General features: G+C 71.0%; 21 protein-coding genes. 6 read left to right on the top strand and 15 right to left on the bottom strand.

The annotated features are described in order from the left end of the window. Position 1 precedes the first annotated feature (1 nt). Complete coding sequence (locus ACIGQF_RS01875; protein WP_399704144.1) at positions 2-1,000, bottom strand: D-alanyl-D-alanine carboxypeptidase family protein; 999 nt, start codon at positions 998-1,000, stop codon at positions 2-4. A 320-nt stretch (positions 1,001-1,320) separates the two neighbouring features. Here ACIGQF_RS01875 and ACIGQF_RS01870 point away from each other — a divergent pair, with 320 nt between their 5' ends. After that, entirely contained in the window at positions 1,321-2,652 is a 1,332-nt protein-coding gene (locus tag ACIGQF_RS01870; protein WP_399704141.1) for a diacylglycerol/lipid kinase family protein, read from the top strand. Between the two features lie 24 nt (positions 2,653-2,676). Here the strand turns inward: ACIGQF_RS01870 and ACIGQF_RS01865 are convergent, their stop codons facing one another. Both ACIGQF_RS01865 and ACIGQF_RS01860 read right to left on the bottom strand, forming a co-directional pair. Then, positions 2,677-3,531, bottom strand: a complete 855-nt coding sequence (locus ACIGQF_RS01865) for a S8 family serine peptidase (RefSeq protein WP_399704138.1) — start codon at positions 3,529-3,531, stop codon at positions 2,677-2,679. Continuing rightward, positions 3,513-3,644 (bottom strand): hypothetical protein, encoded by a 132-nt coding sequence (locus ACIGQF_RS01860; protein WP_399704136.1) that lies wholly within the window; start codon positions 3,642-3,644, stop codon positions 3,513-3,515. The genes ACIGQF_RS01865 and ACIGQF_RS01860 overlap by 19 nt, the downstream gene beginning before the upstream one ends. Before the next feature lie 197 nt (positions 3,645-3,841). Between ACIGQF_RS01860 and ACIGQF_RS01855 the strand changes: the two genes are divergently transcribed. From ACIGQF_RS01855 to ACIGQF_RS01845, 3 genes are all read left to right on the top strand, one after another. Next, positions 3,842-4,378: a SixA phosphatase family protein gene (locus ACIGQF_RS01855; protein WP_399704134.1), complete on the top strand. Its 537-nt coding sequence runs from the start codon at positions 3,842-3,844 to the stop codon at positions 4,376-4,378. A 253-nt stretch (positions 4,379-4,631) separates the two neighbouring features. After that, positions 4,632-5,546, top strand: a complete 915-nt coding sequence (locus tag ACIGQF_RS01850) for a polyphosphate kinase 2 family protein (RefSeq protein ID WP_399704132.1) — start codon at positions 4,632-4,634, stop codon at positions 5,544-5,546. After that, a complete protein-coding gene (locus ACIGQF_RS01845; protein ID WP_399704130.1) occupies positions 5,543-5,983 on the top strand; it encodes a cation-transporting P-type ATPase in 441 nt (146 codons plus the stop codon). The genes ACIGQF_RS01850 and ACIGQF_RS01845 overlap by 4 nt, the downstream gene beginning before the upstream one ends. Here the strand turns inward: ACIGQF_RS01845 and ACIGQF_RS01840 are convergent. The 9 genes from ACIGQF_RS01840 to asnB form a co-directional block, all read right to left on the bottom strand. After that, entirely contained in the window at positions 5,924-6,865 is a 942-nt protein-coding gene (locus tag ACIGQF_RS01840; RefSeq protein ID WP_399704127.1) for a squalene/phytoene synthase family protein, read from the bottom strand. The genes ACIGQF_RS01845 and ACIGQF_RS01840 overlap by 60 nt on opposite strands. 105 nt (positions 6,866-6,970) lie before the next feature. Beyond that, positions 6,971-8,482, bottom strand: a complete 1,512-nt coding sequence (locus tag ACIGQF_RS01835) for a mannitol dehydrogenase family protein (protein ID WP_399704124.1) — start codon at positions 8,480-8,482, stop codon at positions 6,971-6,973. Between the two features lie 29 nt (positions 8,483-8,511). Then, positions 8,512-9,735, bottom strand: coding sequence for a D-mannonate dehydratase ManD (gene manD / locus ACIGQF_RS01830; protein WP_399704122.1), 1,224 nt, complete (start codon positions 9,733-9,735; stop codon positions 8,512-8,514). A 175-nt stretch (positions 9,736-9,910) separates the two neighbouring features. Then, entirely contained in the window at positions 9,911-11,062 is a 1,152-nt protein-coding gene (dgoD, locus tag ACIGQF_RS01825; protein WP_399704118.1) for a galactonate dehydratase, read from the bottom strand. Then, positions 11,059-11,790, bottom strand: coding sequence for a bifunctional 4-hydroxy-2-oxoglutarate aldolase/2-dehydro-3-deoxy-phosphogluconate aldolase (locus tag ACIGQF_RS01820; RefSeq protein WP_399704116.1), 732 nt, complete (start codon positions 11,788-11,790; stop codon positions 11,059-11,061). Before ACIGQF_RS01820 ends, dgoD begins: the two co-directional genes overlap by 4 nt. Further along, complete coding sequence (locus ACIGQF_RS01815) at positions 11,787-12,530, bottom strand: IclR family transcriptional regulator (RefSeq protein ID WP_399704114.1); 744 nt, start codon at positions 12,528-12,530, stop codon at positions 11,787-11,789. The genes ACIGQF_RS01820 and ACIGQF_RS01815 overlap by 4 nt, the downstream gene beginning before the upstream one ends. After that, positions 12,527-13,504, bottom strand: coding sequence for a sugar kinase (locus tag ACIGQF_RS01810; protein ID WP_399704111.1), 978 nt, complete (start codon positions 13,502-13,504; stop codon positions 12,527-12,529). Before ACIGQF_RS01810 ends, ACIGQF_RS01815 begins: the two co-directional genes overlap by 4 nt. A gap of 5 nt (positions 13,505-13,509) precedes the next feature. Further along, on the bottom strand, positions 13,510-14,892 hold the full coding sequence (locus ACIGQF_RS01805; protein ID WP_399704108.1) for an MFS transporter: 1,383 nt from the start codon (positions 14,890-14,892) through the stop codon (positions 13,510-13,512). A gap of 176 nt (positions 14,893-15,068) precedes the next feature. Further along, positions 15,069-16,616 (bottom strand): asparagine synthase (glutamine-hydrolyzing), encoded by a 1,548-nt coding sequence (gene asnB / locus ACIGQF_RS01800; protein WP_399704105.1) that lies wholly within the window; start codon positions 16,614-16,616, stop codon positions 15,069-15,071. Positions 16,617-16,696: 80 nt separating this feature from the next. Here asnB and ACIGQF_RS01795 point away from each other — a divergent pair, with 80 nt between their 5' ends. Further along, a complete protein-coding gene (locus ACIGQF_RS01795) occupies positions 16,697-17,470 on the top strand; it encodes an IclR family transcriptional regulator (RefSeq protein ID WP_399704103.1) in 774 nt (257 codons plus the stop codon). Between the two features lie 175 nt (positions 17,471-17,645). Then, positions 17,646-18,182: a hypothetical protein gene (locus tag ACIGQF_RS01790; RefSeq protein WP_399704101.1), complete on the top strand. Its 537-nt coding sequence runs from the start codon at positions 17,646-17,648 to the stop codon at positions 18,180-18,182. Here ACIGQF_RS01790 and ACIGQF_RS01785 read toward each other — a convergent pair. Genes ACIGQF_RS01785 through ACIGQF_RS01775 form a run of 3 tightly spaced genes read right to left on the bottom strand, consistent with a single transcriptional unit; the run spans position 18,134 to position 22,937 of the window. After that, on the bottom strand, positions 18,134-19,480 hold the full coding sequence (locus ACIGQF_RS01785; protein WP_399704098.1) for an MFS transporter: 1,347 nt from the start codon (positions 19,478-19,480) through the stop codon (positions 18,134-18,136). The genes ACIGQF_RS01790 and ACIGQF_RS01785 overlap by 49 nt on opposite strands. Beyond that, positions 19,477-21,489 carry a PEP/pyruvate-binding domain-containing protein gene (locus ACIGQF_RS01780; RefSeq protein ID WP_399704096.1) on the bottom strand — a complete coding sequence of 671 codons (2,013 nt, stop codon included), beginning with the start codon at positions 21,487-21,489 and terminating at the stop codon, positions 19,477-19,479. Before ACIGQF_RS01780 ends, ACIGQF_RS01785 begins: the two co-directional genes overlap by 4 nt. Next, the gene (locus ACIGQF_RS01775) at positions 21,486-22,937 is read right to left on the bottom strand and encodes an acetyl-CoA carboxylase biotin carboxylase subunit family protein (protein WP_399704094.1); all 1,452 of its coding nucleotides are present in this window, start codon (positions 22,935-22,937) and stop codon (positions 21,486-21,488) included. Before ACIGQF_RS01775 ends, ACIGQF_RS01780 begins: the two co-directional genes overlap by 4 nt. Positions 22,938-22,957 lie beyond the last annotated feature (20 nt).

The raw sequence follows: 22,957 nt of genomic DNA, 5'->3' as shown, positions 1-22,957 counted from the left end.
CTCAGTGGGCGAAGCCCCAGTCGAGCATCTTGGTGGCGTCGTCGAAGCGGCCCTTGTCCGTGTCGGCCCCGAGGATCGCGCCCACCAGGGTGCGGTTGTCCTTCTTGGCGGCGAAGACGACGCAGTAGCCGTCCTCCGGGCCGCTCCCGGTCTTGATGCCCAGAGCGCCGTCGTAGCTGGTCAGCAGCTCGTTGGTGTTGGTCCAGGTGTAGTACCGGGTGCGTCCGTTGGCTGCCGGGGCCTCGGTCTTGAACTGCTTGTTCTGCACGACCTCGGCGAACGTCGGCTGCAGCATCGCGCGCTGGCCGAGCTTGGCCAGGTCGCGGGCGGTGCTGTGGTTGTTGCCGTGCGAGATGCCGTCGAACGTGTCGAAGTGCGTGCCGGTCAGGCCGAGCGCCTGCGCCTCGACGTTCATCTGGTTCACGAAGTCGGCGATCCGCGCGTCCACGGTGTCCCCGGCGCCGTAGGTGTCGGCCAGAGCCATCGCGGCGTCGCCGCCGGAGGGGAGCATCATGGCGTACAGCATCTGCTTGACGGTCAGCTTGTCGCCGGTCTGGAGGTCGGCGGTGCTGCTGCCGTTGGCCTGGACGTAGTCGCGGTACTCCTGCTTCACCGTGATTTGCCGGTTCAGCCACTCCGGGTGCTTCAGCACCACCAAGGCCGTCATGATCTTGGTCGTGCTGGCCATCGGCACGCTCTCGTCCGCCTTGGCCCCGGCCCACAGCTCCCGCTCCTGGCTGCCGTCACGGGCGTCCAGCAGGAAGGCGTGATCAGTGCTGATCTTGGGAGCGGTCTGGTCCTGCGCGTCCAGGCTCTGCTGATCGGCAGTGGTGGCCACACCGCCCTGCTGGCCGTTCTCGTCGGCGGAATGCGTGGCGTTGGGGGTTGCCGCCTGGGCGAGGCCGCCGGCGGTCAGTGGCAGGGCGGCCCCGAAAAGCGCCACCGTCGCGATCCTGACCCCGGTCCGGTGTATGCGGTTGGGGCGGGCGTGGGAACCCATGGACGTCCCTTCTTCCGGCGTGGGGGTGCCGGTTTTCAGTTAGAAATTCGTTCATGCTGAACCTACTTGCGTAATGGCGGTAACTGTCAAGATCGCTATGTCATGGTCGGGTAACGGAGTGCCGTGCCGTGGAGATGTTGTGCAGGCGACCGGTGGGACCCGTGGGGGCGGCACGCGGCAGTGTTCGGCCGAACTCGCGGGGTGCCGTGTCGCGCGCGTCATGCCACGCTGGGCGAAGCAGGTTGGAGGCTGTGATGACTGCTTGGTGCCGACGTCCTGTGCGATTACCGCTGCTCGTCGCGGTATGGGGCGGGTGACCCGTGCGATCCGGGGCCCTTCCGGCGGCGGGGGAGCGATGGCTGGCGCGCCTGTCGCTGCTGACGGCCGCCGGCGCGGTGGTGGTGCTGCTCCTCTTCGCGGGCCTGCGTACCGTCGTGCTGCTCGGGGTGGGAGCCGGTGGCCTGGTGGTGACGGCGGCTGCCGTGTGGTGGGCGCTCACGCACCACGGCGCTCGGCGGATGCTCGCCCTCGTGCTGACCGTCTCCGCTCCGGCCCTGGTGCTGACCCAGTACGTACGACACCACGTGACCTGGATCGTGGCGCTGTCCGGCGTGCTCTGGCTGTCGGCCGTCGTGACCGGGCGGTCCGCCCTGGTACGTGCCGACCGGCCGGTGGCGATGCCCGAGTCTCCGGTCCTTCCGCCCCGACAGCCCTTCATGATCATGAATCCACGCTCCGGCGGTGGCAAGGTGGAGCGGTTCGGGCTGCGCGAGAAGGCGGAGGCACTGGGCGCGGACGTAGCGCTGCTGGAAGGCCCGGGGACGGTCGATGTGGCCGGACTGGCGCGGGAAGCGGTGGCCAAGGGCGCTGATCTCCTGGGAGTGGCCGGTGGGGACGGCACGCAGGCCGTCGTCGCCGATGTCGCCGCCGCGTACGACGTACCGCTGCTGGTCATTCCGGCCGGGACCCGCAACCACTTCGCCCTCGACCTGGGACTGGACCGGGACGATCCATCGAAGGCCCTGGAAGCACTGCGGGACGGTGCGGAACTCCGCGTCGACCTCGGGCGGGCCGGAGGCCGTCCCTTCGTGAACAACGTGTCTTTCGGTGCCTACGCCGAAGTGGTGCAGAATCCGTCCTACCGCGGCGGGAAGACCCGCACCATCGCGGACATGCTCCCCGACTACCTCATGGGGCACCGCGGCGCCCACCTGACGGCCCGGACGGGCGCCGTCACCATGACCGGGCCCCAGGCCGTGCTGGTCAGCAACAACCCTTACGGCATGGGGGACATCGCAGGGCTGGGCCGTCGGCCGTATCTCAACGGCGGAGTGCTCGGAGTGATCGGTGTGAAGGTGTCGAGCGCGGGGCAGGCCGCCGGGCTGCTGCGGGGGCAGCGGTCCGCCGGGCTGACACGGTCGACAGGGAGAACAGTGACCGTCGACGCCGATCTGCCGTCGATACCGGTCGGCATCGACGGCGAGGCGCTGACCCTGCCCGTGCCGGTCCGTTGCGAGGTGCGGCCGTTGGCGCTGCGTGTGCTCGTGCCCCGGGTGCGCCCCGGTGTCCCCGAGCCCCGGCCACCCCTGGACTGGAGGCGCATCTGGCGGCTCGCGCTGCGGCCGGTCCGGCCGCGCCGCGGTGCGCCGTAGCGGTGCCGCCGCCCACGAGCGGCTCTACTTCGCGGATTTCACGGCTGCCTGCGCGTCCACGGTCCCGAGGCCCAGCTCGGGCAGTTGGCCGGGGTTGCGGGTGGTCTCCTTGATGGCGGCCATGATCTGGTCCGGGGTGCGCCCCTGCTGGTGCAGGAGCGCCGCTACGGCGGAGACGTAGGGGGTTGCCATGGACGTGCCGTCCAGCTTCCCGTATCCGGACGTGTTGTCGCGGGGCAAAGGTGTGGTGTACGTGGGCAGGGTGGACACGATGGCGACGCCGGGAGCGCTGACGGCCCCCTGGGCACCGAAGTTGGAGAATGCCGCGGGCCTGCCGTCCTGATCGCTGGCGCCGACCACGAGAACCGGCGTGGTCAGCCGGTACGGCTGGGTCTCGGCTCCTTCGTTGCCCGCCGCGGCCACCACGACCGCGCCCTTGTCGTGCGCGGTGGTGATGGCCCTGTTGAGGGTGCCGCCCCGCAGCAGCTTGGCCATGAGCCCGGTCTCACCGAGCGAGAGATTGATGACGTCGGCACCGTGCTCGGCCGCCCACACGATGCCGTGGGTGATGTCCTCCTTGGCACCGGAACCGGCGGCTGTGAGGACCCGTACCGGCATGATCTTGGCGCCGGGAGCTCCGCCTGCGATGCCCGCACCGTTGTCCGTCGCCGCGGCCGCGATACCGGCGACGTGGGTGCCATGGCCGTTCCTGTCGTTCGGCGTGTCGTCGCCGTCGACGATGTCGGTACCGCGTACCAGGCGGTTGCTCAGGTCCGGGTGGTCGAGGTCGACGCCGGTGTCGACCACGGCGATCACCGTGTCGTCCCCCCCCGTCGTCACCGACCACGCCGCCGGCAGCTTCAGCGCGTCCAGCCCCATTGCTGACCGCGCTTCGGGTCGGGCTCGTGGTCGTCGCCGCAGCCCGCAGTCAGAGCGGCGACGAGAGCGACGCATGCGAGTACGGCGGTGTGCCGGGACAACGGCTCGCTCATGGTTACCTCCGATCCGGGCGAGGCTCCGCCGGGCCGAGTCCATTCCGCAGCCGATCCCGCCGGCCCGCATCACCCGAAGCGGGTGAAGGGAAACGCGAGTGGACGGCAGGGCGAACAGGCCGCTTGCTGTCCGGAAGAGGCACAGATGTGTCGCGGCAGCGGCCGGCTCGCTAATCTCCGGCACTATGGAGCCCGACATGACGCCGACGGCCCTGCGGCGTCTGCTGTTGCTGCGGCACGCCAAAGCCGACCGCCCTCCCGGGACGGCCGACCACGAGCGGCCGCTCTCCGCGCGTGGCCGGCGGGACGCGCGGGCCGCTGGCCGGCTGCTGGCCGAGGCGGACTGGCTGCCCGACCTCGTGCTGTGCTCCACGTCCCGCCGCACCAGAGAGACTTGGGAGTTGGCGGCCTCGTCCCTGGGGAGCCTGTGCTCGGTGCGGTACGAGCCGCGCCTCTACCACCCGACCGTTCCGGAACTGCTGACGGTGGTGCGTGAAGTGCCGTCGCACATCGCGACGTTGTTGTTGGTCGGGCACAACCCGGTTCTGCGGGACACGATCCTGGCGACTGCCGGGGACGGAGTCGGCAGCAGGCTTCAAACGGTGCAGGAGAAGTTCCCCACTGCCGCGATCGCCCTGCTGACCTGGCGCGGTACGTGGAAGGAAATCGACTTGGGTACGGCTCTCCTGACGGAGACGGCCGTGGCTCGCGGGCCCCGTCGGGACAACGGTTGACAGTGGTGCGACGATGCTCCCCGCCGCACTCCTCGCCGCCACCCGGAGTCTGCCGTACGGTGTCCTCACGCGGACTCGTCGCCGTACGTTCGTCCCATGGTCGTCGCCCCGGACCTCGGCGGCACCTGCCACTCAGGAATGCCTGTCACGCACTTTCGCACCGTCGCGTCGAGGGCACAGGCATTCTCCGGCGCCCTTCCCCGCCGAGCAGCCGGCATCTCGATCCGTAGTCCTCCGAAAGGACTGACTGACGATGACCGACCTGCAAGCAGGACGCACCGAGTCGTTCATCGCACCGCTGAGAGTCGTGCCCGGGAAGAAAGTCGACCTGGCGGCAGACTTCGACCCGAAATATGAAGCGGGTGTCGCCAAGAAGGCGGACGGTGTCGAACTGCTGCGAGTGGGCATCGAGCTGCTCGCCGAATATCAGCGGCGGCTGGCCGCCGAACAGACGCGAGGGGTGCTGGTCTGCCTGCAGGCGTTGGACGCGGGCGGCAAGGACGGCACGATCCGGCATGTGATGAGCGGGATGAGCCCGCAGGGCGTGCGGGTGGCGAACTTCAAGGTGCCGTCCGTGGAAGAGCTGGACCACGACTACCTCTGGCGCTATGCGCGTCGGCTGCCCCGGCGCGGTCAGATCGTCATCTTCAACCGGTCCCACTACGAGGAAGTCCTGGTGGTGCGGGTGCACCCGGAAAACCTCGACCGGCAGCGGCTCCGCGCGTCGGCCAGGGGCGGCAACATCTGGAAACGGCGCTATCGGGAGATCAACGCCTGGGAGCGCTATCTGACCGACAACGGATTCCGCGTTGTCAAACTGTTCTTGAACCTCTCCAAGGAGGAACAGCGCATACGGTTCCTCAAGCGGATCGACGTACCGGAGCGCAACTGGAAGTTCTCGGCCGCAGATGTACGCGAACGGGCACACTGGGACGCATACCAGCAGGCCTTCACGCACATGCTCAACGCCACCAGTACCGAGTGGGCTCCCTGGTACGTCATCCCGGCCGACCGCAAGTGGCGCGCGCGGCTCTGTGCGGCAGCCGTGCTCGCACACACACTGATCGACATCGATCCGCAGTACCCGAAGATGAGCGCCCCGGCCCGCCGGGAGCTGGCCAACGCCAGGAAAGAGCTCGAAGAAGAGGCCAACCGTGGAAGCGGGTGACCGGAGCGGTGGACCCGCCTGTCGGCCTCTCCGCCGCACGCGCTGCCGAGTCGCTGAGCCGGGACGGCCCGAATGCGTTGCCCGAGGAGAAGCCCGAGCCCGGCCGGCGGCGGTTTCTGGCCCAGTACCGCAGCGACATGTCCCGGGGGCGGCGCGGCTGTGGCGGCAACGCAAGGTGGAATACCTGCTGTCGGTCGCAGCCTTCCTCGGCGTGGCCCTGCTCGGCGGCGCAAGATCGAACGCTACGGCCTCACCCGTACGATCGGCCCGGGCCACATGTTCCCCACCGTCGAAGCCGCCGTCGCGGCCTTCCGCGCCCGCACGGGCGCCCGGTGGACCAGCACGGACAGCGCGAATGGCGATGTCCGGCCGTCAGCCTACCGGCGTCGGCCTCGCTGCTTCCTGGCGGCGCGCCAGTGCTGCAGAAGCACCCCTAGAGCGGCGGGCTTTGATGCCCCTGCTTCCTCGTGCAACAGCTTGCCGCCCTTGCTGCGCACGTCCTCCAGTTGCAGTTCCTGCACGCGGATGAAGGCGCGGAGAAAGGGTTGGTTTTCCGGCGCCACCAGGTCGGGGAGGCCCCGGCAGGAGGCCAGGCCGGCGCTGATGGTGCGAGCCTGAGCCTGGACGAGGTGCTCCAGTGCGGGTGCCGATGCCGATGCCGGGGAGGGGTTCAGGAGGTCATCGAGTTCGAGCCCGAAGTGCGTCAACTCCTCGTGGGAGATGCCGACTCTGCCCTGCGGGACATCCTCGGAGAGGTCCGCCAGGAAGTCGGCGCGTTGCATGGCTTCGATCAGGGTGCGGCAGCCGCTTTCGAACGCATCGGCTTGCTCTGCCTGTGCCGTTGGTGCCACCAGCGACGCGGTGAGCATGAGTGCCGGATGCGAGTAGGCGTCCACGTATGCCTGGAAGTCGCTCTCGGTCTCGAAGCCCGTCCAGCCGGCTTCCACGTGCGCGCCGTCCAGGAATTCCCGGACGTACGTCGAGAGATGCGGGTGCCGCTCGGCGGTGTCGGCCAGCGCTCTGAGGACGGGCTGATCGGATGTGCCGTGCTCCATTGCCTCTGCGACCCGCCGGCTCCAGGCGTCGAGTGCGTCCTGCCGGGTGGCCACCTCACCTTCGTCGATGCGCCTGTCGGTTTCGTGCATGAACGCCACGGCGGCGATGACGGACGGTTGGAGACGCGCCGGCAGGAGCAGCCGAACGGCCAGGAACTCCTGGGGCTTGAAGCGCCGAACCAGCCGGCGCTGGGCTTCGTAATCCAGCCGCAGTGATGGATCGTTGATGCCGGCCTCGGTGAGCGCGGTGGGCCACCTGGTCAATGTTTTCCTCGTTCTCGTGGTGCGGTGCTCACCGGAGAGCCTATGGGCGTCGACGCACCGGCACCACGCGTGCCCTGCTTCGACGTCGGGCTGTCGAGCGGGACCTCATGACCGGGCGGCTTCCGACGCGGCCGCGCGGGGGCCGTGGGTGCGGAGCAGGTCGATGAATTCGCCGGTGCGGGTGGCGAAGGCGGGGTGTTCGGGGAGTGCGTTGCCGAGAAGACCGTCGTCCAGTACCGCGGCGGCGAAGGACGGGCCGTCGGTGGCGCGGGCGCGCAGGGCGGCGAGGCGTTCGCGGGCCGGGTCCGTCATGGCGGCCGCGTGCTCACCGGGGTCGAAGCCGGCCGGCGGGGCCAGGCAGCACAGGTAGGCGGCGACGGTGAGGGCGAGATGGTGCGGCAGCCGCCCGGCCCGCAGGTGGAGCAGGGCGGGGTCGGGGACCCGCTGCCGCAGCTTGACGGAGCCGTCCGAGCCGACCTGCCGGGTGCGGTGCCCGAGCGCGGAGTTCGCCCAGCGGGTGAAGAGCTGGTCCACGTACGCGTCCAGATCGACGTCGTCGGGGACGGTGAGGCTGGGGAGGTACTCGCCGAGCAGGACCGCGCGGGCCGCCTCCGTGACGAAGGGGTGCGCCGTGGACTGCGGAATGGTGTCGCACCCTGCCAGGGCGCCGAGGTAGGCGATGAGCGAGTGTGTGCCGTTGAGCAGCCGGACCTTGAGGAGTTCGTACGGCTCCACGTCCTCGGTGAACAGCGCTCCGCCCGCCTCCCAGGCGGGGCGCGACGCGGCGAAGCGGTCCTCAAGGACCCACATGGTGAACGGTTCGGCGGGGACGGGCACGTCGTCGCGCACGCCGAGCGCCTCGGCCACGGCGGTGCGTTCCGCGTCCGTCGTCGCCGGCACGATGCGGTCGACCATGGTGTTGGGGAAGGTGACGTTCCCGGCCGCGATCCAAGCACGGAGCGGCGCACCCTCACTCTCCGGCAGATGGGCGACGAACTCCTCGATGAGGCGGCGGGTGTGGTCGCCGTTGCCGACGAGGTTGTCGCAGCTGAGGACGGTCACGGGAGAGCCGTGGCCGTCGGCCCGCTCCTGGAGGGCACGCACGATGCGGCCCAGGGTGGTGCGCGGTGCGGTGCGGTTGCCGCGCAGGTCCGCACGGACGCCGGGGTGGTCCAGGTGGAGGCCGCCGGTGCGGGGCGAGTACGTGTAGCCGTGCTCGGTGACGGTCAGGGAGATCACGCGGGTTCCGGGGGCGGCCAGGGCGCGCTGCACCGACTCCGGTTCCCGCGCGGCGACCAGCGCCCCGGTGTGCACGGCGGGGATGGTGCAACGCAGTCCGGCCGGGGAGACCTCGGCGACGGTGTAGCGCAGGTCCTGGGCGCGCAGCGCGTCGGCGACGTCGGCGGAGCGCCCCGCCACGCCGAGGACACCCCACGGGCCGCCCTCGCGGGCGAGCGCGGCCGCGGTGTAGACGGCCTGGTGGGCGCGGTGGAAGTTGCCGAGGCCGAGGTGGACGATGCCGGTGCCGGCCGGGCCGAGAGTCCGGTGGTGCAGCAGCGCGCCGACCGGTGACGTGGCGGTGCTCAGGCGCGGCGTGGTGGTGGGGGCGGTGCTCATGTGCGGGTACGTCCTTGCTCCGGGAGGGGTCACCAGTCGGTCATCGAGCCGTCGCGGCGCCGGGCCACAGGCAGGTAGGCGGGCTCGTAGGGGTGGCGGGCGGTGAGCTCCTCGTCGACCTCGACGCCGAGGCCGGGTGCGTCTCCCGGGTGCAGGTGCCCGTCCTCGTACGACCAGGCGTGGCGGAACACCTCGTGCACCAGCGGGTCGTAGCCCATGTACTCCTGGATGGCGAAGTTGGGGGTGGCCAGGCCGAGATGGAGCGAGGCGGCCAGGGCGACGGGGGAGACGTCCGAGGGGCCGTGCGGGCCGAGCTTGATCTGCCAGACGTCGGCGAGGGCGGCGATGCGGCGCAGGTGGCTGATGCCGCCCGCGTGCGTGACGCAGCAGCGCACGTAGTCGATGAGCTGCTCGGTGATCAGGCTCTGGCATTCCCAGATCGTGTTGAAGACCTCGCCGATGGCTAGGGGGACGGTGGTCCTGCCGCGAAGGGTGCGCAGTACCTCCTGGTTCTCGGCGGGGGTGACGTCCTCCAGCCAGAACAGGCCCAGATCCTCGACGGAGCGGCCCAGCCGCGCCGCCTCGTTGGGGGTGAGGCGGTGGTGGGCGTCGTGCAGGAGTGCGACCTCGGGGCCGATGTGGGAGCGGGCCGCCTCCAGTGCCTTGGGTGCGTGCCGCAGGTACGCGTCGGTGTCCCAGGTCTCCTCGACGGGGGCGATGCCACGCCCGGCGGGCTCGTACGCGGCGTCCTCCCTGGTGACGCCGTAGACGATGTCCAGGCCGGGGACGCCGGTCTGGGCCCGTACGGCCTTGAATCCCTGGGCGAGCCGGGCGTCGAGGGAGTCCAGGAGCTGGGGTATGTCCCAGCCCTTGGCGTGGGTGTAGGACAGGATCCGGTCACGTACGGCACCGCCGAGGAGCTGGTAGACCGGCAGCCCCGCGGCCTTGCCCTTGATGTCCCACAGGGCGAGATCCACCGCGCCGATGGAGGTCATGGTGACCGGTCCGCGGCGCCAGTAGGCACCGCGGTAGAGGTACTGCCAGGTGTCCTCGATGCGGGCGGGGTCGCGGCCGATGAGCAGCGGGGCCAGATGGTCGCGGAGGTAGGCGGCGACGGCCAGCTCACGGCCGTTGAGGGTGGCGTCGCCCCAGCCGACCAGGCCCTGCTCGGTGGTGATTTTGAGGGTGACGAAGTTGCGGGTGGGGCCGGCGGCCAGGACGTCGACGGCTGCGATGCTGTCGGGCTTGCTCATCAGGGGCGCTCCACGGTGTCGGCGAGATCCTCACCAGCGGCCGGCCGCCGGCCGGCGGCGGTCTCGGCCGCACAGGCGATGAACGTACCCCGGTTCCCGGCCAGCTTCGACAACCTTGCGCAAGATTGTCAAATGTTTGCCGACGGAGGATGCGCCCGGACTTCTGCCGCTCGGGTCACCACTCCGTCAGCGAGCCGTCGGCGTTCCGCCACACCGGGTTGCGCCAGCGCTGCCCCGCCTCGGCGGCCTTGCGCACGGCTGCCTCGTCGACCTCGATGCCGAGCCCCGGCGCGGTCGGCAGGCCGATGTGGCTGTCGGCGAAGTCGAAGACGCTCTTGTCGACCAGGTAGTCCAGGAGATCGGAGCCGCCCTTGGTGTTGTAGTGGATGCCCAGGCTGGTCTCCTGGATCAGCGCGTTGGGGGTGGCGAAGTCGATCTGCAGCGAGGCGGCGAAGGCGATCGGGCCGAGCGGGCAGTGCGGGGCGAGCGCCACACCGTGCGCCTCCGCCATCGCAGCGATCCTGCGGACCTCGGAGATGCCGCCCGCGTGGGACAGGTCCGGCTGCGCGACCGCGATCCCCGAGCCGAGCAGATCGCGGAAGTCCCACCGCGAGTAGAGCCGCTCACCGGTGGCGATCGGTACGGTCGTGGACGAGCAGATCCGCCCGAAGTCCGCGGTGAGCTCCGGCACGATCGGCTCCTCGACGAACAGCGGATGCAGCGGCTCCAGCAGCCGCAGGGCCTCGCGGGCCACTGCGGGCGAGACGCGCCCGTGGAAGTCGATGGCGATGTCGGCCTCGTCACCGATGGCCTCGCGTACGGCTGCGACGCGGCCCACCAGCGCATCGAGTTCGGCCTTGGACTCCAGCGCGCGGGCCTTGCCGGTCCCGTTCATCTTGACCGCGTCGAAGCCCTGCTGCATACGCTCCAGCGCGTGCTCGGAGACCCCCGCCGGCTCGTCACCGGCGATCCACGAGTAGGTGCGCATCCGGTCGCGTACCGCGCCGCCGAGCAGTTCGTACACGGGCACGCCGAGGGCCTTGCCCTTGATGTCCCACAGCGCCTGGTCGATGCCGGCCACCGCGCTGGAGAGGATGGGCCCGCCCCGGTAGAAGCCGCCCTTCGTCATCACCTGCCAGTGGTCCTCGATACGGAACGGATCCTGGCCGATGAGGTAGTCGGAGAGCTCCTCGACGGCCGCGGCGACCGTGGCCGAGCGGCCCTCGACGACGGGCTCGCCCCAGCCGGTGATGCCCTCGTCGGTGCGAATGGCGAGGAACAGCCAGCGGGGTGCTACGGAGAAGGTCTCCAGCGCAACGATCTTCATCGGTCTTCCTTTCCGGTCTTTCCGGTACGGAGTCCGTCTCCGGTGCGGGTTCGGGTGGTCCTGATCGAGTCGACGAGCTCGGGGAGCCGTGCGTACTGTTCCGGGTCGGCCAGCACCGATCCGAGCGACACCGCGGCGGCTCCGGCGCCGAGGAATTCCTCGGCGTTCGCCAGGTTGATGCCGCCGGTCGCGACGAAGCGCGCCTCCGGGAACGGGCCCCGCATCGAGGTGATCCAGGACGGGCCGAGGTCGGTGGCCGGGAACGCCTTCAGCCAGGTGAGACCGAGCGCCTCGGCCTGCTGGATCTCGGACGCGGTCGCGACGCCCGGCAGATGGGGGAGGCCCGCGGCGAGCGATGCTTCGGCGACCTCGCGCGAGAAGCCGGGGGCCACGGTGAAACGCGCCCCCGCCCGCGCCGCCAGCGCGACGCGCTCGACCGTGGTCACGGTGCCGGCGCCCACCACGGCACCGCGCTCCCGGCCTGCCTCGGCCGCGGCGCGGAGCGCGGCCACCGCCGTGTCGTTCTGTACGGGCACTTCGACGAGCCTGATGCCGATGTCCCGGGCGCGGTGGCTCACCGCGACCGTGCGTTCGACGTCAAAACCGCGGAGGATCGCCATGAGGGGCAGTGCCTCGAACGCCTCCTGGAAGAGCTGACCGGAGGTGTCCGTGCCGGACGTGTTGCCCGCGGGGGTCACGCCTGACGTGTTGTTGGCGGATGTGGTCATTGGGTCCACCCGAGTGCTCGCGAAATGGTCTGTGCGGTGTGCCGGATGGCCGGCAGATGCCCCTGAAGGGCGGTGAGATCGGCCTGCGCCTTGAGCGCCGTCACCGACACGGCCGTACTCACGGTCCCGGTGCCGTCCCGGACGGGGACGGCCACGCAGTTGACGAACGATTCGTACTCTCCGTCGTCCTCGGCCCAGCCCCGCGCCCTGATGTCGCGCAGTCGGGCCGCGAACGCGTCGGCCGTGGTCACCGTGGTGTCGGTGAACCGCTCGTAGACATGGCCGTCCAGCAGTTCGGCGCGCTCCTGCTCCGGCATGAACGCGAGAATCGCCTTGCCGACGCCGGAGCTGTGCAGCACGACCGGCTTTCCGATCTGCGAGTACAGCCGTACGCCGCCCTGCGGCTCGATCTTGTCGACGTAGATGACGCGCCCGTCCTCGACGGTGGCGATGTGTACGGTCGCCCGGAGCTTGCGGCCGAGCTCGACGAGGAACGGGTGCGCGATCGCGCGCAGGTCGAACTGCTCCAGCGCCGCCTGCGCCAGTCCGGCGAGCCGGTACCCCACGGCGAAGGTGCCGTCTTCGCGCTTGCGCGCGAGGCCGCCCCGGCAGAGATCCTGAAGCAGGCGCAGCGCGGTGGTCCGGTGCACGCCGAACCGTTCGGCGATCGCGGTCGGATGCTGTGGGCCCTCGCTCAGCATCTCCATGATCTGGATGGCCCGCTCGACGGCCTGGCTCACCGGGCCGCCCCGTCCGGGCCGGCCGCGAGCGGCACATCGCGCAGGGAGGTCGCGTCGACGTGATCGTCCACCGAGCCGAGGGCGAAGGCGGCGACCCGGTGGCCCAGGCGCAGCCGTTCGGCGCGTTCGGCGCCCCGCAGCCAGGCGGACAGGTAGCCCGCCGCGAACGCGTCACCCGCGCCGACCGGCTCCACGACCTCGACCTGCTCGGCGGGTACGAACGTCCCCGCGTCGCCGGCACCCGATGCGAAGAGCACCGCGCCGACCTCGGCGTTCTTCACCACCACGCTCACCGACGGCCCGATCAGGTCGCGTACGTCCTCGGCGGTCGTGGTGCCCCAGACTTCCGCCGCCTCGTCGAGCCCGACGAACACGACGTCGGCATTGCGGGCGAGGGCGAGCAGCGGTGCGGCGGCGTCCTCCGTACGCCACAGCGCCGGGCGGTAGTTGACGTCGAACGAGCGGAGCACCCCCGCTTCGCGCGCCCGGCCGAACAGGTCCGTAGCGGTCGCCGCGCAGCTCGCCGACAGTGCGGCGGTGACTCCCGACAGGTGCACCAGACGTGCCGAGCCGATGGGGAGCCTGTCCAGGTACGCCGGAGTGATTCGGGACGCCGCGGACCCGGCCCGGTAGTATTGCACCCGGGTGCCGCCCTCGGGGGAGGGGTCCTTGAAGTAGACGGCCGTAGGGGCCGACGGGTCCCGCTCGACGTGACGCACGTCCACACCGGGCTGCGCGACCGCGGTGAGCACCCGGTCGCCGAGCGGGTCGGTGCCGACCCGGCTCGCCCAGGCCACGGAGTGGCCCAGATCGGCGAGGTACTGTGCCACGTTCGACTCGGCACCCGCGACGCCGAGGGTCGCGTCGCGGGCCGCGGCGAGCCGCTGTCCCCGCTGGGGTGCCACCAGGACCATGGCCTCCCCGAGGCACAGGACTTCGTGCTCCCCGGGCCGCGGGACTTTCTGATCTGACACTTCTGCTACACCTCTGCGTATTGGACGTCGATCGGAGTGCTGCCGTCACTGTCCCCGGACTTGATGGCCTTGCGGCGCAGCGCGCGGGGCGCGGTCTCCGGCAGCAGCAGCACCGAAACGGCGGTGATGACTCCCGAGAGTGCCATGTAACCGGCAAGCAGCCACGGGCTGCCCCCTCCGGCATGGACCAGAAGGGTGGCGATGAACGGCGCGGTGCCGGAGAACAGCACGGCCGTGCTCTCGCGTGCGAGCACCAGGCCGCTGAACCGCACCTCGGTCGGCAGCAGTTCGGAGAAGAAGGAGCCCGAGGGGCCGAAGATCAGCGAATTGAGCAGTACGGCGAACGCGAGACAGACCGCCATCGTGATCACCGGCAGCGACTTCGTCCCGACGAGCAGCCAGAACGGCGCGGCGAACAGGGCCGTCGCGAGCGCACCGGTGATGATCAGAGGGCGCCGCCCGAACCGGTCGGAGAGCCAGCCGCAGACCGGTACGCCGATGACGGACACGGACGCGGCGATGGTGATCGCGATGACCGCCGCATTCGCCGGCATCCCCAACTGCTGCGTGGTGTAAGCCGGGAGATATCCTTGGATGGAGTACGACGCCACGGCCGTGGCGGAGCCCGCACCGATCATCAGCAGAATGGTCCGGCCGTGACTGCGGACGGCCGCGGTCAGTGGCAGCTTCTCCTTCTTGCCCTCCGCGACCGCTTCCTTGAACGTCTCGCTCTCATCGGCCACGTGCCGGAGGAGGAAGCCGCCGATGACCACGATGACCGAGGCGAGGTAGGGGAGGCGCCAGCCCCAGCTCAGGAACGACTCCTCGTCCATCGACGACACGACCGCCATCGCACCGGACGCGCACACCACGCCCAGGAACTCGCCACCGCCGGGCAGCGCCGCGAAGAATCCGCGCTGGGTGGGCTTGGCGCTCTCGGTGGTCCACACATACGCGCCGCCGAGCTCCGCGCCGACGCCGAGTCCCTGGAGGATGCGGCAGAACACCAGCAGGACCGGCGCCCAGATGCCGATCTGCGCGTACGTCGGCATCAGCCCGATGGCGATCGTGCCCACGCCCATCAGCACCAGGGTGATCTGGAGGACCGGCTTACGGCCCCAGCGGTCGCCCAGGTGGGCAAGGACGAGCCCACCGAGCGGGCGGGCCGCGAACCCCACCGCGAACGTGGCGAACGACGCCAGCGTCGCCACGAACTCCGACTCGCCGGAGAAGAAGATCTTGTTGAAGACCAGTGCGGCTGACGTGCTGAAGAGGAAGAAGTCGTACCACTCCAGCACCGACCCCACCACCGCGGCCAGGGCATTTCGCTTGCGGGAGTGCTGCTGTGGATCGTCTGCCGGCGCCGCGGTCGGTTGAAGCTCTGCCATGCGTGCTCCTTTGCACAGGGCACACGCCGGCTCCCACGGCGTGATGACGCCGCGAGGCTCTGTGCCGCCCGAGGTGTTTCGCTCACGTTAACCACAGGCGAAGCAATGTGTGCACACACTGTGCACATGATGCACAAGCGGACTTCCGTATGCGTCCCGGCGGGCCCGGACCGGACTCAGGCCGTGGCGAATCGCGTGATCACGGCCTCCGGACGGATGTCCGGGAGTGCCCCGCGGAAGATGCGGTAGTAGCCCAGCTCTTCCTTGCTGCGCAGGTCAGGGGTGCCCTCGTCGGCGACTGCGGCTTCGAGCTCGGCGTCGGTGATGCGGGTGGCCCACCAGGGGGTGAGGACGCTCTGCGCACCGCTGCCGGTACCGAACTGCTCCTTGCGGCGCCACAGCAGATGTTCGGGCAGTCGGCCGGCGAAGGCCCGGCGCAGGTGGCCCTTCTCCATGCCGTCGTCCTCCAGTGCCTTGACCGTCGCCGGCAGCGACATGGCGTGCGCGATGACGTCGGCGTCGAGGAAGGGGACGCGTGCTTCGAGGCCGTGCGCCATGGTGACGCGGTCGCAGCGCTGGAGGTTCAGGCCGTGCAGTGTGTTCACGGTGCGGCGGAGTTCGGCGTCCAGGGCGTCGGGGGAGGAGTGCCGGTCGTGGTAGTAGCCGTAGCCGGCGAACAGCTCGTCCGCGCCCTCGCCGGTCAGCACCGCCTTGACGTGCCGGGAGGCCAGTTCGGAGAGGAACCAGTTGGGGACCGCGCTGCGGATCAGGCCGGCGTCGAAGGACTCCACGCACCGCACCACGTCGCCCAGTATCTTCTCCGCCGATTTGGCGTCGAACAGCGCCTCGTGGTGCTCGGTACCGAGATACGCGGCGGCGTCGCGGGCGGCGAGCAGGTCGGGGGAGTCCGCCGTGCCGACGGCGAATGTCTTCAGGCGTCGGCCCTGCCGCGCACAGGCCTCGGCGGCGACGGCGGCCACCAGGCTGGAGTCGAGACCGCCGGAGAGGAACACGCCGACCTCGACGTCGGCCATGAGGTGTCGCCGCACGGACGCCGTGACGGACTCGAACGTGGCCTTCTCGACGACCTGTTGCGGTATGCCGGCCCAGCCGTCGACCCGTGCGCGGGCGGGCACGGCGTCCGCGAAGCGGTGCATCCCGTCCTCCGGGGTCCACCAGCAGCCGGGCGGAAATGTGGTGACGTGCCGCTGCACCGCGGGCGCGAAAGCACGCAGCTCGGAGGCGAAGTGGACGGTTCCGTCGGCGTGCGCCCAGTACAGCGGCTTGATCCCGACGGCGTCGCGGGCGGCGACGAAGCGGCCGCCGGGCGTGGCCGCGCACAGTGCCCACATACCGCGCAGCCGGTGCAGTCCTGCGGGGCCTTCGGTACGCAGCACGGCCAGGGCGGCCGAGGAGTCGGAGCGGGAGTCGAAGGCGTGCGCGGGGAGCTGCTCACGCAGGGCCGCATGGTTGTAGATCTCGCCGTTGCACACGAGTGACCAGTCGTCTTCGCCCTGGCTGCCGCCGAGGGGCTGCTGTCCGCCGTCGAGGTCGACGATGGACAGCCTGCGGTGGCCGAGCCAGGTGTGGCCGCCGACCGTACGGGTTCCGCTGTCGTCGGGGCCGCGGTGGGCCAGCCGGTCCAGCACCCGATGGGCCGGGGTGCCGGCGCACACGGTGTCGATGTCTCCGTCAGGGCTGTGTAGAGCTGCGATTCCGCACATGACCCACGACCGTAGAGGGGGTGCATGCGGATGTGGCAATGCGAGTTGCTGTATACGCACGCGCACGACAGGGTTGGGGTATGGGAAGCGACGGCCTGAGCAGCGTGCGGCGCGCGCTGGATGTGCTCCGGATCCTGGGGCAGGGGCCGATGGGCGTGCAGGACGTGGCCCAGGCGCTCGGCAAGGAGAAGTCACAGATCTCCAGGACGCTGAAGGTCCTCGCCGAGGAGGGCTTCATCGAACGGGATCCCCGTAGCCTGCGGTACCACGTCGGCCGGCAGCTGCTCGCCCTGGCCGCCTCCGCGGGCGAGGACCGCCTGCAGCGCGAGGCACCGCCGGTACTGCGCGAGCTGGTGCACCAGGTCGGCGAGCCGGCGTATCTGACGGTGCTGTCCGGTCACAGCGTCGTCACGGTGCTCACCGAACGCACCTCCCGCGGGTTGCAGGCACACGAGTGGATCGGCCGCAGCTCGCCGCTGAACTGCACGTCCGCGGGGCGCGCCCTGATGTTCCACCTGCCGGACCAGGAGGTGGCGGCGCTGCTGGCGACGGAGGGCGGTGAGCCGCTGCCGGGTACGGACGCAGCGCCGCGCGATGTGCCGTCCGTGCTCGAACGGCTGCGGACGGAACGGTCGCGCGGCCATGCCGTGGCAGTGGAGGAGATGGAGCCGGGCCTGATCGCGGTCGCGGCCCCCGTGCACGACCACCGGGGCGACGTCATCGCCGCCGTGAACGTCTCCGCACCCGTCTTCCGGCTCCCGCCGGAGGCGGTGCCGCGGACGGTCGACGCGGTCGCTGCCGCCGCGCACCGGCTTTCGGCACGCCTGAACGGGGCCGAGCCGAGCGGGGCCTGAGGGTGGCGAGTGGGGTGTGCTGTTCAGGGGTATGGCGGGAGCGTCGAAGAGAAAGGCGCCGAACGCCATGAACAGATCCCCTTTACCACCCTCTCGCGGCTTCTTCCGTTCCGGCCTTGCGCTCTTGGGCGCCGTGGCGGTGTCGGCCACGCTGGGTACCGCGGCACGTGCGGCCATGCCCGCGGACGCGCCGCACGACGTTCCCGTCGGGGCGCGGACGGACGCCGCGCGTGGCTGCGCCGTCGTCTACTTCGACCTCGGCGAGACCTTGGTGCACACGGCCGAGGACGGCAGCACGGGCTATCTGCCGGGCGCCGCCGCGTACTTGCGCGAGTTGCGGGAGCGGCACATCAGCGTCGGGCTGATCACCAACGTGCCGTCCTCGTGGGGCGGGACGGACGCCGAGCGTGCCGCCGCGCTGAAGAAGGAGCTCGACGGGTCCTGGAAGGGCTCCGCCCCCTTCGCCTGGAAGGACTTCGGCGACCGGATCCGCACTCCGCGCACCGAGGCGGAACGCAAGCCGGCGCCCGTCCTCTGGGAGCGTGCCAAGGCGGAGGCGAACGACTGCCGTCTCGTCTACCAGGCCGAGACCGCCGAGGAGACCGGCGTCGCGGCCTCGCTCGGCTACGTGGCCTACCGGATCGGGCAGCCCCACCGCCCCGCCTACCTCCCGGCCCGGGTGATCGAGCTGCTGGCGCGCGGCCCCCGCTGACGCTCCGCCGCGCTGCCGGGACCGCGCCACGCCACTTTGCTGCGCAGGACCGGCAGTACCAGCTGAAAGGCGCCGAGCAGCACCGCGGTCGCCAGGGCGCTGTGCCAGAGCAGGGCGTCCAGGCGTCCGGCGGAGAGGTAGGCGCCCACGGCGACGGCCGCCAGCGCGCACACCGCGCGGTCCACGATCGATTCGACCGACAGCAGCGTCGCCCGCGGGGCGTGGGCGGGCACGGCGTCGTTGACCAGCTTGCGCTGGACGGGATACGCGAAACCGGTCGCGGCGGCGAACAGACAGAGCAGCGCGACGACGGCCCACGGCCCGCCGAGCGTCATGGCCGCCAAGGTGCCCGCGAGCGCGAGGCTGAGGACCGACACCCAGGCGACCGGAGGCAGCCGGCGGCTCAGCCACTGGGGGCGGGCCGAGGCCACCGCCTCCGACACCGTCATCGCCGCCATCACACCACCGTGTGACGCCTCCGCGATGCCATGGTCCAGCAGGATCGGCTGGAAGAGGTTGACCTGGCAGATCCGGGACAGCGTGAAGACGGCCACGCCCTGCACCATCACCAGGGCCAGCCACGGTGAAGAGGCGACGCAGCGGAGCGTGGCGCCCGCGTCCCGCAGGAACGCACCGCCGCTGCGCCCTCCGTCCGCCTGCTCGGCCGCCCCGACCGTTGCGCCGCCCGCCCCCGCCGGCCGCGGCAACGCGACGACACAGGCGAGGGAGCCCGCCGCGCCCACCGCGCTGAGCAGATACGGCGCCGGGTGGGCGAGCGCCATCAAGGGCCCGACCAGCGGCCAGCACACGACCTTGGCCGCGAGCCCCAGCGCCCGTGCGGTGCCCTCCGCCCTGAGGTAGTGCTCCTCGCACCGCTCGGCGCGCAGCCCGTCGTACAGATAGGCGCTGGCCGCCCCCGAGGTGAGGGAGCGTCCGGCGGCGATGGCGAGGAAGTGGACGAGGAACCCGGTGTACGAGGCGCTGAACACCGGGGCGAGGTTCGCCGCCGTCATCACGACGGCGCCGGCCCGCAGACAGTTGCGGGTGCCGATGCGGTCGGCGATCAGCCCGGTCGGGATCTCGAAGAGGCAGAAGGCCACGTAGTAGATGCTCTGGATACCGAAGATCTGCCCGTCGGACAGCCCGGCGTCCCGCTGGTAGGCGTAGAACACCGGCATCCACCACAGCAGGTTGAACAGCAGCTGGAAGCCGTAGTTCAGCCGGATGATGCGGCGGGCGGTGCCGGTCAGGGGCCTGACCGCGGGCCGCGCTGCGGCGCGCGGGAGGCGGGGGCTCACAGCGCGTAGGGGCGGATCTGGACCAGGCGGAAGTCGCCCCGGTCGGTCAGCAGCCACTCGATGTCCAGCGCGTCGTCCACCTCGGGCGCGCTGAAGTGGGACTGCAGCAGCCGCCCGGTCAGGGACAGGTCCGCGAGCCGGGCACGTGTGGCGGCGGACAGCCCCTCGCCCCAGGAGCCGAGGGCGACGGTGCGTCCGCCGCCCTCGACGGTGTTGTAGAGGTACTGCTGTGGCAGGACCTCTCCCTCCACGACCTGTTCGGGCGAGCCCGGAGAGCAGTTGAGGTAGACGTTGCGGAAGTCCTCGCGCCGGGTCGGGTTGCAGGTCACCAGGACACCGCCGAGCGCGGCGGGGAGGTACACCTGGATGATCACGCCCATGTACGTGTCGTCCAGGGAAATGCCCACCTGGTGGCGCAGCCGCACGCTGCGCGGCGAGAGCAGGGAGGCCCACACCTGCCGCACGGCGTCGAGAAGCTCGCCGGTGCCGCGGACCGTGGTGACGGAGTCGTAGACACCGGCCGCGGAGAAGCCCGGAAGGTCCTCGGCGTTGGAGGAGGAGCGCACCACGAGGCGGCCGCCCCCGGTGAGCGAGGCGGGGAGGGCCCGGGTGATCTCCCCGGCGACGGACTCGGGTAGCGGGGTGTGCCGGATGAGCTGCTGGATCTGCAGGCAGAGCGGGTCGAGCACATCGGTGGCGTCGAGTTCGAGCGCCATCTTCAGCTTGCCGATGCCCTGTTGCAGCGCCGGTGAGGAGGTGAGGAAGCGGTGCAGAAGGGAGAACGGCAGGGCGACGCCTTCGGGCGCCTCGACCGTACCGGCCACGAAGGCGGCGGCCGCCGAACGGAGTTCGGCCGCTGAGGGCGAGCGCAGGCCGAGCCGGGCCGCGAGATGCCCGTACAGGTCCTCCCGGGGCGGGCGGGGGCGACCGTAGTACGCGGTGAGGTCGGCCGTGCGGCTGTCGAGCACGTGGTGCAGCTCTCCGAGGTTGGCCGCCTTGGTGCCGTAGCGGTCCCGGTCGGCGCTGCGCAGCCGGTGCAGGGCGAGAACGGGCGCGTCTTCCAGGAGCGGCGGGTCCAGCTGGATGCGCTGTTGGTGCCAGGCCGGTGCCCGCAGCTCGGGGGCCTGCTCCAGCCGCTCCAGGGTGATCTCGTCCTCGCGTACCCGGTACCGGACCCAGGCGCCGTCCAGCCCGTCCTTCTCGACGAGCCGTTCCAGGTCGCGGACGATCGCGTTGGGGATGCCCCAGCCGGAGGCGAGGACGTTGGTGTGGGACAGCGGGGTGATGGGCGCGGTGTTGATGAATCCGGCCACCCGCTGCACGTCGTCCGGCAGGCAGGGCATGGCGACGATGTCCGGCCAGCCGAGCCCGCCGACCGCGGCCCTGTACTCCTCCACGGTCCGGAAGCAACGCAGCCGGCCGGTGGCTTCCCCGAGGTTGAGCGGGGTCCGGGTCCTGGTGCCGAAGAGCTCGTGGCTGAGGATGCGCGGCACCCGCTGCTCGCTGACCGCGGCCAGCTCCTCCTCCTGGCCGTGATTGGCGGGTTTGAGCAGCAGCGGCAGCCTGCCGTCGACGCGTTCCCTTACGAAGCCGTGGAAGAACTCCAGCAACTCCCCGTGCATGGTGTCGGCCTCGGTCGTCTCCAGCACGAGGAAGGTGCGCTCGCGGCCCTCCGCGTCCTCGTCGGTGTGCAGGGAGAGCACCCCGAGCAGGAAGCGGCGCTCGGGGTCCATGTAGACGGAGGCGTTGAACTCGTCGAGTACGGCGTCGAGTTCGGCGACGTCCATGCCGAGTACGCGGGTGGCGATGTAGTTGACGTGGAAGGGGTGTGCGGCCGTGTCGAGCAGGTGCCAGGTGTCCTCGGCACGGTCGACGACGATCTTGAGGTACGGGTGGCCGGCCAGGACCCCGGACAGGGTGCGGAACAGCGGCAGCGAGAGGTTCTCGCCGACGACCGTGCGGTCCGTCGCGGGTTCCGGAGCGCCGAGGGGGAGCGCGGTGCTGCTCATGCGGGGGCTCCCTCGGACTGTACTGCCGACCGGGCTCGCAGCCGGGCGGCGGGCGCGGGCTGCGACGGTGCGGACACGGGCTGCGCTGTGGCGGACACGGCGGGCGGCAGCACGACGGGCAGGACGTCCACCAGGGTGGTGAAGTCGCGGAGCACCGTGCGTGCGTCGGCGGCCGAGAGCAGACACAGCGCCGCCATGGTGTTGGCTCCGCCGACGGGGTCGTAGACCGGTACGGTGCTGCCGTCGGGCAGCGAACTCTCCGGTACCACCGAGAGGGTGCTGCTCCCGCTCAGTGCGACGGCCTCCCGCACCACGGGGAAGTCCCACACCCTCCGATCACGCCAGGCCTCGCCCTGGCCGTCCACCGCCAGGACGACGAGGGAACCCGCGGCGCCGCGCGCCTGCTCGGGGCCTAGGGCCCGCTCGGGCCAGTCGACCGGGCGGCCCAGCAGGTGGTCCACGAGCATGCCGACGAGGTCGAGCCGGAAGACCTCCTCGATCTGCGGGACGGTCATCGCGCCGCCGAACCGGGCGGCCGTCTCGATCAGCCACATACGCCCGCCGGCACCGAGCTTGATCTCGGTGTGCGTGCCGCAGTCGCGCAGGCCGAGCGCTTCGACGGCCTCCCGGGCGAGGGCCACGACGCGGTCCTGGAGGTCCGTGGGAAGCAGGGCGGGAGTGATGCCGGCCCGCTCGGTGAACGGCTGCACCGTCGGCATCCGGCCGCTGACACAGACCGGTCGGAAGACACCGCCGGTCACCACGCCCTCGACGCTGACGTAGTCGCCCCAGCCGGGCTCGTCGAACCACTGCGCGGCGTCGCCGGTCACGATCTCCTCGACCACGAAGTGCGCCTCCGCCTCGGCCACATGGAGCTCGGCGAAGCCCAGCCGGGCGGACCTGGCCATCGTCTCCCGCGAGCGCCGCCAGGCGGCCTCGGCCTCCTGCGGGGCGCCGATGATCTGATGGGCGGTGGAGCCCGCGCTCCAGGCCGCCTTCAGCAGCATGGGGGCGGACAGGGCCGCGACGGCCTCGTGGAGTTCCGCCTGCGTGGTGACGGGACGGAAAGCGGGCTGCGGCAGACCGCGCCGGTGCCAGGTGTGCCGCATCATCCGCTTGTCGCGGGCGAGCGCGGCGGCCCCTCCCGCTCCGTGGAGGCCGAGCGCCTCGCATGCCTCGGCGACGGCCACGACCGCGTACTCGGAGAAGGTGAGGACCGCGTCCGCGCCGACGGCTTCGGCTCGCGAGACGATCAGCGAGACCAGGTCGGACCGCTCCGCGTCGGTGGGCATCACGACCGAGGCACACAGGTTTGTCGCGGACTCCGCGACCGTCGGCGGAAGCGCGCTGAGCGCCAGCAGATGCACTTCCGCCCTCGCGGCTGCCCGGGACAGGACATGGCCGAGCGGCGGACCACCCTTGGCGTGCACCAACAGCACTGTGCTCACTGAAGTTCGTCTCCCATCGT

It is taken from the genome of Streptomyces sp. NPDC053560 (genome assembly GCF_044544605.1).
Taxonomy (GTDB): Bacteria; Actinomycetota; Actinomycetes; order Streptomycetales; family Streptomycetaceae; genus Streptomyces.
This window is presented reverse-complemented; position numbering and strand designations above follow the sequence as displayed.